The 12,432-nt window shown below is 25.9% G+C and carries 14 protein-coding genes; 12 read left to right on the top strand and 2 right to left on the bottom strand.

Annotated features, from left to right (window positions below):
• The first annotated feature begins 3 nt into the window (after nt 1–3).
• From fmt to ABGF48_RS05705, 8 genes are read left to right on the top strand one after another with little or no spacing between them, the layout of a single operon-like run.
• Nucleotides 4–936: a methionyl-tRNA formyltransferase gene (fmt, locus tag ABGF48_RS05740; protein ID WP_408105383.1), complete on the top strand. Its 933-nt coding sequence runs from the start codon at nt 4–6 to the stop codon at nt 934–936.
• Nucleotides 937–945: 9 nt separating this feature from the next.
• On the top strand, nt 946–1,662 hold the full coding sequence (locus ABGF48_RS05735; protein ID WP_408105382.1) for a zinc metallopeptidase: 717 nt from the start codon (nt 946–948) through the stop codon (nt 1,660–1,662).
• A gap of 41 nt (nt 1,663–1,703) precedes the next feature.
• Nucleotides 1,704–3,005 carry a 16S rRNA (cytosine(967)-C(5))-methyltransferase RsmB gene (rsmB, locus tag ABGF48_RS05730; RefSeq protein WP_408105381.1) on the top strand — a complete coding sequence of 434 codons (1,302 nt, stop codon included), beginning with the start codon at nt 1,704–1,706 and terminating at the stop codon, nt 3,003–3,005.
• Nucleotides 3,006–3,051: 46 nt separating this feature from the next.
• Complete coding sequence (locus ABGF48_RS05725; RefSeq protein WP_408105380.1) at nt 3,052–3,765, top strand: Stp1/IreP family PP2C-type Ser/Thr phosphatase; 714 nt, start codon at nt 3,052–3,054, stop codon at nt 3,763–3,765.
• A gap of 27 nt (nt 3,766–3,792) precedes the next feature.
• Nucleotides 3,793–5,742, top strand: a complete 1,950-nt coding sequence (pknB, locus tag ABGF48_RS05720) for a Stk1 family PASTA domain-containing Ser/Thr kinase (protein ID WP_408105379.1) — start codon at nt 3,793–3,795, stop codon at nt 5,740–5,742.
• Nucleotides 5,732–6,610, top strand: coding sequence for a ribosome small subunit-dependent GTPase A (gene rsgA / locus ABGF48_RS05715; protein WP_408105378.1), 879 nt, complete (start codon nt 5,732–5,734; stop codon nt 6,608–6,610). Before pknB ends, rsgA begins: the two co-directional genes overlap by 11 nt.
• Nucleotides 6,610–7,272, top strand: coding sequence for a ribulose-phosphate 3-epimerase (gene rpe / locus ABGF48_RS05710; protein ID WP_408105377.1), 663 nt, complete (start codon nt 6,610–6,612; stop codon nt 7,270–7,272). The genes rsgA and rpe overlap by 1 nt, the downstream gene beginning before the upstream one ends.
• A complete protein-coding gene (locus ABGF48_RS05705; RefSeq protein WP_408105376.1) occupies nt 7,262–7,903 on the top strand; it encodes a thiamine diphosphokinase in 642 nt (213 codons plus the stop codon). The genes rpe and ABGF48_RS05705 overlap by 11 nt, the downstream gene beginning before the upstream one ends.
• Here the strand turns inward: ABGF48_RS05705 and ABGF48_RS05700 are convergent.
• Together ABGF48_RS05700 and ABGF48_RS05695 are read right to left on the bottom strand one after the other, a co-directional pair.
• Complete coding sequence (locus tag ABGF48_RS05700; protein WP_408105375.1) at nt 7,900–8,172, bottom strand: GIY-YIG nuclease family protein; 273 nt, start codon at nt 8,170–8,172, stop codon at nt 7,900–7,902. The genes ABGF48_RS05705 and ABGF48_RS05700 overlap by 4 nt on opposite strands.
• Nucleotides 8,165–8,773 (bottom strand): regulatory protein RecX, encoded by a 609-nt coding sequence (locus tag ABGF48_RS05695; RefSeq protein WP_408105374.1) that lies wholly within the window; start codon nt 8,771–8,773, stop codon nt 8,165–8,167. The genes ABGF48_RS05700 and ABGF48_RS05695 overlap by 8 nt, the downstream gene beginning before the upstream one ends.
• Before the next feature lie 143 nt (nt 8,774–8,916).
• Between ABGF48_RS05695 and ABGF48_RS05690 the strand changes: the two genes are divergently transcribed.
• The 4 genes from ABGF48_RS05690 to lysS are packed head-to-tail and all read left to right on the top strand — an operon-like array spanning nt 8,917 to nt 12,286.
• Complete coding sequence (locus ABGF48_RS05690; protein WP_408105373.1) at nt 8,917–9,138, top strand: YdbC family protein; 222 nt, start codon at nt 8,917–8,919, stop codon at nt 9,136–9,138.
• Nucleotides 9,139–9,196: 58 nt separating this feature from the next.
• Complete coding sequence (locus tag ABGF48_RS05685) at nt 9,197–9,892, top strand: metallophosphoesterase (protein ID WP_408105372.1); 696 nt, start codon at nt 9,197–9,199, stop codon at nt 9,890–9,892.
• 9 nt (nt 9,893–9,901) lie between these two features.
• Nucleotides 9,902–10,384, top strand: coding sequence for a transcription elongation factor GreA (gene greA / locus ABGF48_RS05680; protein WP_408105371.1), 483 nt, complete (start codon nt 9,902–9,904; stop codon nt 10,382–10,384).
• Between the two features lie 6 nt (nt 10,385–10,390).
• Nucleotides 10,391–12,286 (top strand): lysine--tRNA ligase, encoded by a 1,896-nt coding sequence (gene lysS / locus ABGF48_RS05675; RefSeq protein WP_408105370.1) that lies wholly within the window; start codon nt 10,391–10,393, stop codon nt 12,284–12,286.
• Nucleotides 12,287–12,432 lie beyond the last annotated feature (146 nt).

Below are 12,432 nucleotides of genomic sequence, written 5' to 3'. Positions count from 1 at the left end.
CTATTGAAAAAAATAATTTTTATGGGTACGCCTGAATTTTCTGTAAATCCTTTAATTTCATTAAATAATTCAGATGAAATTAATATAGAATTAGTTATTACTGGTGAAGACAAGAAAAGATCAAGAAATAAATTTGAATCAACACCAGTTAAGAAAAAAGCCTTAGAATTAGGATTAAAGGTTTATACTCCACTAAATGTTAACTCAGAAGAATCTCTTTCAATTATAGATGAAATTAATCCGGATTTTATTGTAGTTATTGCATATGGTCAATTGATAAAAAAACACTTGCTTGAAAAATATAAAAATAGAATAATTAACATTCATTCTTCTTTATTACCTAAATATAGGGGGGCTGCTCCTATGCAATGGGCAATATTAAATAAAGATAAAAAAACAGGAGTATGTTCAATGTTAATTGAAAAAACAATGGATACAGGCGATGTTTTGGATTGTGATACTGTTAATATTGATGAAGATACTGATATTTCAACTTTACACGATGAATTATCATTAAGATCAGGAAGTTTGATAGTTAATACAATATTAAATTACGATGACAAATTTGTTAATAGAATAGAACAAGATGATGACTTAGCATCATATTCTCAAAAGATAAGTAAGGAGATGGGACATATCTCATTTATGGAAAATGCTTCCGATATTAAAGCTAAAATTATGGCATTTTCAGTTTGGCCATCTACGTATGTAATATATAAAGATGAAAAAGTAAAAATACACAAAATACACATAATTGATAAATATACTAATACTGAAGAAGGAAAAATATTTGAAGTTTCTGAATCTGGTATATTTGTAAATTGTAAAGATAAATGCATAGTAATTGATGAAATACAATTCCCAGGTAAAAAAAGAATGGATTTAAAATCTTTTCTTTTAGGAAACTCTATTGAAATAGGTGAAAGCTTTAATTAGGGAGGAATAATGCTTTTAATAGGATATGGGTATTATGGTTATGGTAGTGCATCAGGAATTAGCCCGATTATAACTATTTTATTATTTATAATGATTGGTATTTCAATTTGGGCTTCATATAAAGTTAATTCTAATTTTGAAAAATTTTCAAAAATTGAATCAGAATCAGGAATGACAGGTCGTGAAGTTGCAAGGATGATTTTAAATAGAAACGGATTATCTGATGTTGATATTCATCAAATTTCAGGATCTTTGACAGATCATTATGATCCAAGAGGTAAGGTTATAAGACTTTCAGAATCCGTTTATGATAGTACTTCAATATCTGCGATTTCAGTTGCAGCTCATGAAGTTGGACATGCTATTCAAGATAAAGAAGGTTATTTAATGTTGAATTTTAGATCTTTGTTGGCTCCTGTTGTAGGATTTACTTCAAGATTTGTTTTTGTATTAATTTTTATGGGATTTTTATTAGAATTTACTAATTTGATTAATTTAGGAATTTTACTATATTCATTATCAGTATTATTTCATATTGTAACATTACCTGTAGAATTAAATGCAAGTAAAAGAGCATTAGATAATTTAACATACAATGGTATAATAACTGCAGATGAAAAAAGTAGCTCTAAAAAAGTTTTAGGGGCTGCTGCTATGACCTATGTTGCTTCAATGCTTGTATCAATTTTACAATTATTAAGATTTATTTCGATGAGAAAAGATTAATTATATGGCAAATTATGTATTTATATATAGTTTGCCTTTTTATGTTAGATAGGAGAAATATTATTAAAGCTAGAGAATTAGCGGTAACTACATTAAAAGAAGTAATATACAACGATTCTTTTTCAAATGAAGTTATTGCATTAAATATAAAAAGAATAGACAAAATTGATCATAATTTTTACAGACAATTAGTTTATGGTGTACTTGAAAATTTATATTATTTAGATCATATCATAGAAAAATTATCAAGTATTAAACTAAAGAAAATAGATAAAAATATTATAAATATTTTAAGAATAGGCATATATGAATTGAAATTTTTAAATAATGAAAATTATGCTTCAATAAATGAAGCAGTTAAATTAGCTAAAAAATTCAATTTTAAATCTAAAAATTTTGTAAATGCTATACTCAGAAATTTTGACAGAGATGTCGAACAACTTAGCAAGGTAAATATTGAAAATGTTGATGAAAGATATTCTATACAATATTCTGTTAATATTGAAATTATAAAATACATAAAAAAATATTATCCAAATTATTTAGAGATAATTGAAAGTTTTAATAATGTACCAAGTTTTTCTATTAGAGTTAATACCATGTTAATTAGTAAAATGGATTTAAGAAGAAAATTAGAATTACTAGGTTTTACAATAAGAGAATCAAAAATATCTAAAGATTCATTAATTGTTGAAAATGCATTTAATATGACTGAATTGGATGAATTCAAAAATGGACTTTTTACCATTCAAGATCAAGCTAGCATCTTAGTATCTGAAGTTTTAAATCCTTCAGAAAATTCTAAAGTATTAGATTTATGTGCTGCACCAGGATCTAAATCAACACATTTACTTCAAATAATGAATGACACTGGTATGATTTATTCAAATGATATTTCTAAAAATAAACTAAATAAAATTAAAGAAAATTTTGAAAGGTTAAAATTAAAAAACTATAAAATAATAAATTTTGATGCTACAGAATATATAGAAGATTTTGAAGGGAAATTTGATTATATACTAGTTGATGCCCCATGTTCTGGAATTGGTGTTATAAAACGAAAGCCTGAAATAAAATTAAAAAAATCCTTGGATGAAATAAACGCATTATCAAAAATACAGAGAAATATTTTAAGTAATGCATATAAATATCTTAAAAAAGGTGGAATTATTGTATATAGTACATGTACTATAGGGAATGTCGAAAATGTAGATATTATTGATAAATTCTTAAATGAAAATAATGATATGAAAATTGTTAAAATTAATGATAAAGATTATATACAACTTTTACCTGATACTGATAATGATGGCTTTTTTATTTGTAAAATGGTTAAAAATTAGGCTTTGTGTTATAATAAGATATATTATTTATATTAAGTAGGTTATTATGGAATTTTATTCTACAACTGATGTAGGCAAAAAAAGAAAAAATAATGAAGATTGTTATTCTAATTATAATAGTGAAGAATTCAATTTATTCATTGTTGCTGATGGAATGGGGGGTTATTCTGCTGGTGAAATAGCATCTAATCTGGCTGTTAACATTATTAAGGACTACATCATTTCAAATTTTGATAAAGAAAATATTTTTGATGTAATTGCAGAAGCTGTAAAAAAAGCTAATGATTATATTTTAAAAGAATCATATAAAAAAGAAGAATGTAGAGGAATGGGGACGACAATTGTTATAGCGTTGATTGTTGATGATTTACTTTATTATTCAAATGTTGGTGATAGTAGAATTTATACATATTTTGAAAATAAATTAAATCAAATAAGTAAAGATCATTCATATGTTCAAGAGTTATTAGATTTAGGTGCAATTACAGAAGAAGATGCTAAATTTTATCCTAAAAATTTGGTTACAAGTGCAGTTGGCACAGAAGATAGATATAAGATAAATATAGATAAAATTCCATTAAAAAAAGATGAGTATATTTTATTATGTACAGATGGACTTACAGATTTAATTGACGATGTTGATATAGAGGATGTGTTACAAAATGAGTATGAAGTTAAAGAATCATGTGAAATTTTGCAATATATGGCTAATTCGACGGGTGGTTATGATAATATTACAATTACAATAATAAAGTATTAATATTTCAAATATTCCTTGGAGGATAAAATGAAAGGTAAAGTTTTAAATAACAGATACGAGATTAGAGATATTATTGGAATGGGAGGTATGGCCATAGTTTATGATGGGTATGATACTGTCCTAAATAGAGAAGTTGCCATAAAAATTCTTAAAGATAATCTTGTAGAAAATGAAGAATTTTTTAATAGATTAAAAGAAGAAGCTTCTGCTTCTGCATCTATTTCAGATGATAATATTGTTTCAATTTATGATATTTCTACAACGATAATAAATGACAAAAGTGTTGATTATATTGTTATGGAAAAAATTAAGGGGACAACTTTAAAGGAAATTATACATGAAAAATCTCCTTTAAATAATGAAATGCTTTTGAATTATTCTATGCAAATTGCTAAAGCATTACAATCAGCTCATATTCATGGACTTGTTCATAGAGATATAAAACCGGCTAATATTTTAGTAAATGGAAATAATAAAATTAAAGTTACTGATTTTGGCATAGCTAGAGTTGCTTCTGATGTTACTATTACATATACATCATCAATTTTGGGAACTGTACATTATATATCTCCAGAACAAGCTAAAGGTCAACCTATTGATTCAAGATCTGATTTATATTCATTGGGAGTTTTAATGTATGAAATGGCTACAGGTAAAGTTCCTTTTGATGGAGAAAGCCCAGTAGGAATAGCAGTTAAGCATATACAAGAAGACCCACAACCTATTTCTGAGATCAATCCTAATTTTGATAAAAATTTAGAAAAAGTAATTTTAAAATTGTTAAACAAAAATCCTGAAGATAGATATAAAACTGCTAGTAATGTTTTAATAGATTTGAATAAGATAAAATCTGGAAGAGATATCGATATAAAAGGAAGAGAGAAAGATAGAGATAATACTGTTAAAATTGCTAGAAAAGAGGATGTTTTACGTGAATCTGCAGTATATAAGGCGAAAGTAGCAAAATCTGATGATTCAGAAAGTATTATTGGTGAAAAGAATAAACCAAATTGGAAGTTAATTATTATTATCGGAATATTAGTTCTTGCGATTTTTGGAACAATATATGCAATAGCAAATAATTTATCAATCAAGAATGAAGATAGTTTATTTGTTACTGTTCCAAGTGTTATAGATGTAAGTGAAAAAGATGCTATAAATTTATTAAAAGAAACTGGAATTGAAGTTTCAATTAAAGAAAGAATATTTGATAAATCAATTATTAAGGGCAATGTAATTTTACAGTCTATAAAGCCTCAAACTAAGATAAAAAAAGGAGATGTAATTGAATTAACTATAAGTAAGGGAAGAGAATTGGTTAGAGTTCCCAATATTGTAGGATTTAATGTTGAAGATGTTAAAGATATTATTAAAAAGAACGGATTTAATATTGGTACAACTAGCAATGAAGATTCTGATGCTCCTAAAGGTCAGATAGTAAAACAATTTCCTAAAGAAGGGGAGAAAATTGAAAGTGGATCTGAAATTAATATAATTTTAAGCAACGGCACTAAAAAAGATAAGAAAGACAGTAAAATTATCGTCCCAAGTGTTTTGAATTATGAGCAAGAAGAAGCAATAAGTTTACTAAAAAAATCAAATTTGGACGTTAAAATTGAAAGTGAAGCAAGTAATGTTGTAAGAAATCTTGTAATAAAACAAAAGCCTGAGCCTTCTACACAAGTAGAATCAGGTTCAATTGTTACTATAGTAATAAGTACTGGTCCGCAAACTAATCCGGAAAATAATCCAAAGTTACAAGAATATGTATTTAATGTTAATGTTCCAAATACACCTAAAAAGACTTTTAATTTGACTATTATAAATAGTACAACTGGTGAAGTCGTGTTTAATAATACATTGAATAAAGATAATGCTAAAGATGGTAAAATCCAGGTTAAATTTAATGCTATCGAAAATGCAAAATTTGATGTGTACTTTGATGGAGAAAAAGCAGACGTAAATTATGGAAACTAAAGGTATTATAATTAAATCTCAAAAAGAGTTATATTATGTTAAATATAAAAATCAACTTTATATGTGTAAAGCTAGGGGAGTATTTAGAGAAAGAAATTTAAAACCGTTAGTTGGAGATAAGGTTGATATACAGATATTAGATGAAAATACAGGATATATTGAAAAAGTTTATGATAGAAAAAATTCATTAATAAGGCCACCTATAGCAAATATCGATCAAATACTTTTAGTTCATAGTTTAGTTGATCCTGAAATAAATTATGTTACTTTTGATAAATATTTAGTTATGTTGGAACATTATGATATTCCTGTAAAAATAGTTATAAATAAAGCGGATTTAGCAACAGAAGAAGATATCAAAAAATTTGAAAAAATATATAGTAAAACTAACTATGAATATATTTTTACAAGTGCTTATGAAAAAAAAGGTATTAGAAAATTACATGAATTAATGAAAGATAAAATATCATCATTTGCAGGGCCGTCTGGAGTAGGGAAATCAACTATATTAAATTTATTACACGAAGATTTTGATGTTAAAACTGGAAATATTAGTAATAAAACTTCAAGAGGCAAACATACAACAAGGCATACAGAATTATTTGAAATTGATGAAAATACTTTTATTTTTGATACACCTGGATTCAGCTCTTTAGATTTAAATTTTATAAAAAATTATAGAGACATAAAAAAATATTATCCAGAGTTTGAAATTTTAAAAAATAAATGTAAATTTAATGATTGTGATCATATAAATGAGCCGAAATGCGCTGTAAAATATGAATTAGAAAAAAATAATTTAAGTAAAAATAGATATGAAAGCTATCTATATATTTACAATGAGATAAAGAATGGAAGGAAATATTAATGAAGGAATTATCACCATCACTGTTAGCTGCAGACTTTTATGATTTAAGGTCTCAGATTGAAGAGTTGAATAAAACGGATGTAAAATATTTACATTTAGATGTAATGGATGGAAGCTATGTACCGAATATATCATTTGGACCAGATGTAATCAATAATTTAAGAAAACATACAAATCTAATTTTTGATACACATTTAATGATACAAAATCCTGAAAAATATATTGATAAATTTGTTGAGGTGGGATCTGATATAATATCATTTCATCCAGAAACCACAATACATCCAAATAGAGTTGTTTCTCAAATTAAATCTAAAGGTGTTAAAGCTGGTATTGTTTTAAATACGCATACTGATGAAAATATATTAAAATATTTAATTCAGGATATTGATTTAATTCTAATAATGTCTGTAGTTCCCGGATTTGGTGGGCAAAAGTTTATTCCACAAATTTTAGAAAAGATTAAACGTGTTCGTAAAATGATTGATGAATCTGGAAGAGATATTATTTTAGAAGTAGACGGTGGTGTAAAATTAGAAAATGCAAAAGAAATTTTAGATGCAGGATGTGACTTATTAGTTGCAGGTTCAGCAATTTTTAATCAAAATGGTATTGAAAATAACGTAAATGAATTTTACAAGGTTTTAGGAAATGAAAAATAAAGCAATTATTTTTGCTGGTGGGACTATTTCTGGATTAAATAATATAAATTTGATAAATGATGTAAATATTAATGAACTTTACTCTATATGTGTTGATAGAGGTGTAGACTTTGCTATAGAAAATAAAATTAAAATTGATATCGCCATTGGGGATTTTGATTCTACAAGTAAAGAATCTATTGTTTTTTTAAGAAAACATAATATTGAAACTTTAGTCTTCAATAAAGATAAAGATATGACAGATATGGAATTAGCTCTAAATTTTTGTATTGAAAATGATGTTAATGAAGTTTATTTATTTGGTGCTACGGGGACAAGATATGATCATAGTATTTCAAATATTAATTTATTAAAAACATATTATGAAAAAGGTTTGAAAATATCAATAATTGATGAAAAAAATTATATTTTTTATATAAATAAATCTACTATTATAAAAAAAGTAGATAGAAACATTTCTATTCTTCCTACTAATGAAAAGTGTGTATTTAGTTTATATGGTACAAAATGGGAATTGACAAATCATCACTTAAAATTTGGAAGCTCTTTGACAATTTCAAATGAATTTGTAAATGATGCAAATATTGAAATTTTAAGTGGAAATATCTTTGTAATATTAAGTAAAGATTAAATATTGAAAAGTTCTTCAAGGACAAATAATCCTTTGATTAACTTTTCTTTTTTATTTCTAGATAGTTGTTTAATTTTGTATTCAAATCTTGTAGCTTCAATTTTATTAACGCATTTGTGTATAAACACATATTTTACAGGCACTCTACTTCTCGTATATTTTGAAGCCTTTTTATTATTATGATTATTAATTCTTTTTTCAAGATTGTTAGTATATCCTGTATAATATGATTTATCAGAACACTCTAAAATATATACATAGTTACTCATTTTTTAATACCCTATTAATAATGCTAAAACCAAATCCTTTTGAAGAAAGAAATCTAAAATATTTTTGTTTAATTTTATAATCGCTTAGATCTTCATTTTTATATTTCTTCTTAAATATAATCATTGCATTTTCATATTCTATTTCTTCATCATATTCTTCTAAATATTTTTTAGAAACTTTATCATCTATACCTTTTTCTTTTAGTTTAAATTCAATCATTTTTTTACTTAAATTTCTGTAAGTAATATTTTGTTTAACATATTCTTCAGCATATCGTTCATCATTTAGTAAATCTAATTTTTTATAATAATTAATTACTTTTTCAATCGCTGAATCTTTTTTGGTATGCTGTTTTATTTTTTTATAAACTTCTAATACTGTTCTCATTTTGTAATTGATGTAATTTTCAGCTATACTTTTGCAATTTTGATATATATCTTCATCTTCAAGTATATTATAAATTTTGGTATCTATTTCCTGATTAACTGTTAAATTTAATTTTTCATATAATTCATATGAAATGTTAAATTTAGTTTCATTGTCTAAATTAACATTAAACAGATTTTTTTTATTATTAAAATTAATATTTTTAATTAACATAAGCACCTCTTAATATTAAGAATATATTTTATAAAATAAAAAGTCAAAATAAAATTATATAATTTTATTTTACGTTTAGAACTTGATAAATACTTGACTTTTTTTGATAAAAATGTTATCCTATTGCAAGTATAGGGGGACTTATGGCAGAAATAAAATTTGAAATAGTTGAAAATCTTGGCGTATTATCTACTAATGCAAAGGGATGGAGGAAAGAATTAAATCTTGTTTCTTGGAATGAAAGAGAACCTAAATATGATTTACGTGATTGGAACGAAGATCATACTAGAATGACAAAAGGTATAACATTTACGGAAGAAGAAGCAAAAGTTTTAAAAGAAATTTTAGAAGACGAGTTTAAGTAAAATATATAATAGACCTAAGATTAGGTCTTTATTTATAAATAAAATATCAGAGGTTGTTATGATTTATGCTATAGCTGATTTACATTTAGATGTAACTAAGGAAAAAGATATGTCAGTTTTCGGCGGTAATTGGGATGGTTATGAAGAAAAAATTTTTAACCAATGGAATGACATAATAACTAATGAAGATCTTGTTTTGATACCTGGAGATATTTCTTGGGCCATGAAGTTGGAAGATGCAAAAAAGGATTTAGATAGAATTGATAAACTTAATGGTAATAAAATATTGATGAAGGGTAATCATGATTATTGGTGGAATTCACTAAAAAAAATTAATAGTCTAAATTTTAAATCAATGAGTTTTTTACAAAATAACTCATTTATTTTTAACGAAAAAATTATTGTAGGGACAAGAGGTTGGGAAAGTAGAGATTCTGCATCATTTGATGAAAATGATGAAAAAGTATTTTCTAGAGAACTTGCAAGATTAGAGTTATCAATTAATGATGCTCTAAATAGATTTGAAAAATATGATGAAATTATTGCAATGTTACATTATCCTCCTTTTGATAAAAAATTAGAACCAAATGAATTTAGTGAAATATTTAAAAAATATAATATAAAAAAAGTAATATACGGACATATACATGGAAATCTGGCGAAAAAAATGCCGCATGGAATAATTGATGGTGTAGAATATTTTTGTGTATCAGGAGATTTAATTGATTTTAAGCCAGTAAAAATTACAAATTAGGGAGAATATATGACAAGTAGTGAAAAAGTATTATTAACTCAAGAAGGTTATGATAAATTAAATGAGGAATTAGAATATTTAGTAACTGTAAAGAGAGCTGAATGTTCTGATAAAATAAGAATTGCAAGGGGTTTTGGAGATTTATCTGAAAACGCTGAATATGATGAAGCTAAAGATGAACAAGCAAAAGTAGAAGCAAGAATTGTTGAAATAGAATTACAATTAAAAAATGTTGAAATCATTGATGAAAGTACTAAAAAAAATAATAAAACAGTTTCCATAGGGGACACCGTTAAAGTTATTGATTTGAATAATAAAAAAGAAATGGAATTAATGATTGTAGGTACTATTGAAGCTAACATGGCTGAAAGAAAAATCTCAAATGAATCTCCATTAGGAAAAGCTTTAATTAATTCTAAAGAAGGAGAAACTGTAGAAGTTAAAACTAAAGTAAATAAATTACAATACAAAGTTGAAAAAATTATTAGGTAGGTAATTATGGCGGAACAAAATATCAATGAAATGCTTTTAATTAAAAGAGAAAAATTAAAAAAATTAAAGGAAAACGGTAAAAATCCTCATATAATTGAAAAAGCTAATATTAATGCTAAAGCTAAAAATATTGTTGATGAATTTGAAAAATATGAAGGAAAAATTGTTACAGTTGCAGGAAGAATTTTAGCAAAAAGAACATTTGGTAAAATTAACTTCTTCGTTTTACAAGACGATAGTGGTAGAATTCAAATTTTTAACAGACACAACATTTTAGGGGATGATTTATATAATGAAACAAAAGAGTTAGATATGGGGGATATTGCTTTATTTAAAGGTGAAGTGATTAAAACTCAAACAGGTGAAGTATCTGTATTAACACGAGAATTACAATTATTAACTAAATCATTACAAATTTTACCAGAAAAATTTCATGGATTAAAAGATATGGATTTAAGATATAGACAAAGATATTTAGACTTAATCGTAAATCCAGAAGTTAAAGATGTATTTAGAAAGAGAACAAAAATTCTTTCAGGCATAAGAGAGTTTTTAGATAATAGAGATTATTTAGAAGTTGAAACTCCGATTTTAAATACAATTGCTGGTGGGGCAAATGCTAGACCATTTATAACACACCACAATACTTTAGACATTGATATGTATTTGAGAATTTCAAATGAATTATACCTAAAACGTTTAATTGTTGGTGGTTTTGATAAAGTATATGAAATGGGTAGAATGTTCAGAAATGAAGGTATGGATGCAACACACAACCCAGAATATACTGCAATCGAGTTGTATGAAGCATATGCTGATTATAATGATATGATGGAAATCTTAGAGAATATGGTTTGTTCTGTAAATGAAAAAGTAAATGGCGGAAAGACAGTAGATTATCAAGGAACAACAATTGATTTCACAACTCCTTGGAGAAGAATTACAATGGTTGATTCTATTAAAGAAGAGACAGGAATTGACTTTAATGAAATTAAAGATTTTGAAACAGCTAAAAAATTAGCTGATGAACATAAAATTGAAGTTAAACCAAGCGATAGATTAGGCAATATTATTGTTGCATTCTTTGAAGAATATGTTGAATCAAAATTAATTCAACCAACATTCATCACACAATATCCAGTTGAAGTTTCACCATTGACAAAGAGAAATCCTGAAAATCCAGACATGACTCAAAGATTTGAAGCATTTATCTACGGTAAGGAAATTGCAAATGCATATAGTGAGTTAAATGATGCTGAAGATCAAAGAGGAAGATTTGAAGATCAATTAAGATTAAGAGAAGCTGGAGATGATGAAGCAAACTTATTAGATGAAGATTTCTTAAACGCTATCGAAGTTGGTATGCCTCCAACAGGTGGTTTGGGAATTGGTGTTGATAGACTTGTAATGTTCTTGACAAACCAAACAACTATTCGTGATGTATTGTTATTCCCAACGATGAAGCCAATGGGCGGAGAAAAAATTTCTAAGGCAGAAAGTAATCAAGAAACATCTGCTCCAAAATTAGATTTATCAAAAGTTAAGATAGAACCTTTATTTGAAGAATTTGTAGACTTTGAAACATTCCAAAAGTCAGATTTTAGAGTAGTTAAGGTATTAAACTGTGAAGAAGTTCCAAAATCCAAGAAGTTGTTGAAATTTACATTAAATGATGGTTCTGGAGTTGAAAGAACAATTTTATCAGGTATTAAAGAATACTATTCAGCAGATGAATTGATTGGTAGGACATTAGTTGCAATAACAAACTTACCAGAAAGAAAGATGATGGGAATCCCATCACAAGGTATGTTGATATCTGCTGTATATGAATATGAAGAAAAAGAAGGTTTGAACTTGTTGATGTTAGATAGTAACATTCCAGCAGGAGCGAAATTGTATTAAAATAAAAAAGACAAGATGATTTTTAACGTCCTCGGGCTAAGCCCTTCGGATTGATTCGAATTCATCTTGTTTTTTTTGTCTGAAAAATTATATTATTTAACTTATTAATGCAGTTATAGATATTTTATCGACATCTGAAATTATAG

This window comes from Helcococcus bovis, from assembly GCF_046035835.1.
GTDB lineage: Bacteria > Bacillota > Clostridia > Tissierellales > Peptoniphilaceae > Helcococcus > Helcococcus bovis.
Note: the sequence above shows the minus strand (reverse complement) of the source record. Positions and strands in the feature narration are given on the sequence as shown.

Excerpts from the sequence above, each read along its gene's own strand:
- ABGF48_RS05735 (WP_408105382.1), top strand. The coding sequence starts at position 946 with ATGCTTTTAATAGGATATGGGTATTATGGTTATGGTAGTGCATCAGGA.
- rsmB (WP_408105381.1), top strand. The coding sequence starts at position 1,704 with ATGTTAGATAGGAGAAATATTATTAAAGCTAGAGAATTAGCGGTAACT.
- ABGF48_RS05725 (WP_408105380.1), top strand. The coding sequence starts at position 3,052 with ATGGAATTTTATTCTACAACTGATGTAGGCAAAAAAAGAAAAAATAAT.
- pknB (WP_408105379.1), top strand. The coding sequence starts at position 3,793 with ATGAAAGGTAAAGTTTTAAATAACAGATACGAGATTAGAGATATTATT.
- rsgA (WP_408105378.1), top strand. The coding sequence starts at position 5,732 with ATGGAAACTAAAGGTATTATAATTAAATCTCAAAAAGAGTTATATTAT.
- rpe (WP_408105377.1), top strand. The coding sequence starts at position 6,610 with ATGAAGGAATTATCACCATCACTGTTAGCTGCAGACTTTTATGATTTA.
- ABGF48_RS05705 (WP_408105376.1), top strand. The coding sequence starts at position 7,262 with ATGAAAAATAAAGCAATTATTTTTGCTGGTGGGACTATTTCTGGATTA.
- ABGF48_RS05700 (WP_408105375.1), bottom strand. The coding sequence starts at position 8,172 with ATGAGTAACTATGTATATATTTTAGAGTGTTCTGATAAATCATATTAT.
- ABGF48_RS05695 (WP_408105374.1), bottom strand. The coding sequence starts at position 8,773 with ATGTTAATTAAAAATATTAATTTTAATAATAAAAAAAATCTGTTTAAT.
- ABGF48_RS05690 (WP_408105373.1), top strand. The coding sequence starts at position 8,917 with ATGGCAGAAATAAAATTTGAAATAGTTGAAAATCTTGGCGTATTATCT.
- ABGF48_RS05685 (WP_408105372.1), top strand. The coding sequence starts at position 9,197 with ATGATTTATGCTATAGCTGATTTACATTTAGATGTAACTAAGGAAAAA.
- greA (WP_408105371.1), top strand. The coding sequence starts at position 9,902 with ATGACAAGTAGTGAAAAAGTATTATTAACTCAAGAAGGTTATGATAAA.
- lysS (WP_408105370.1), top strand. The coding sequence starts at position 10,391 with ATGGCGGAACAAAATATCAATGAAATGCTTTTAATTAAAAGAGAAAAA.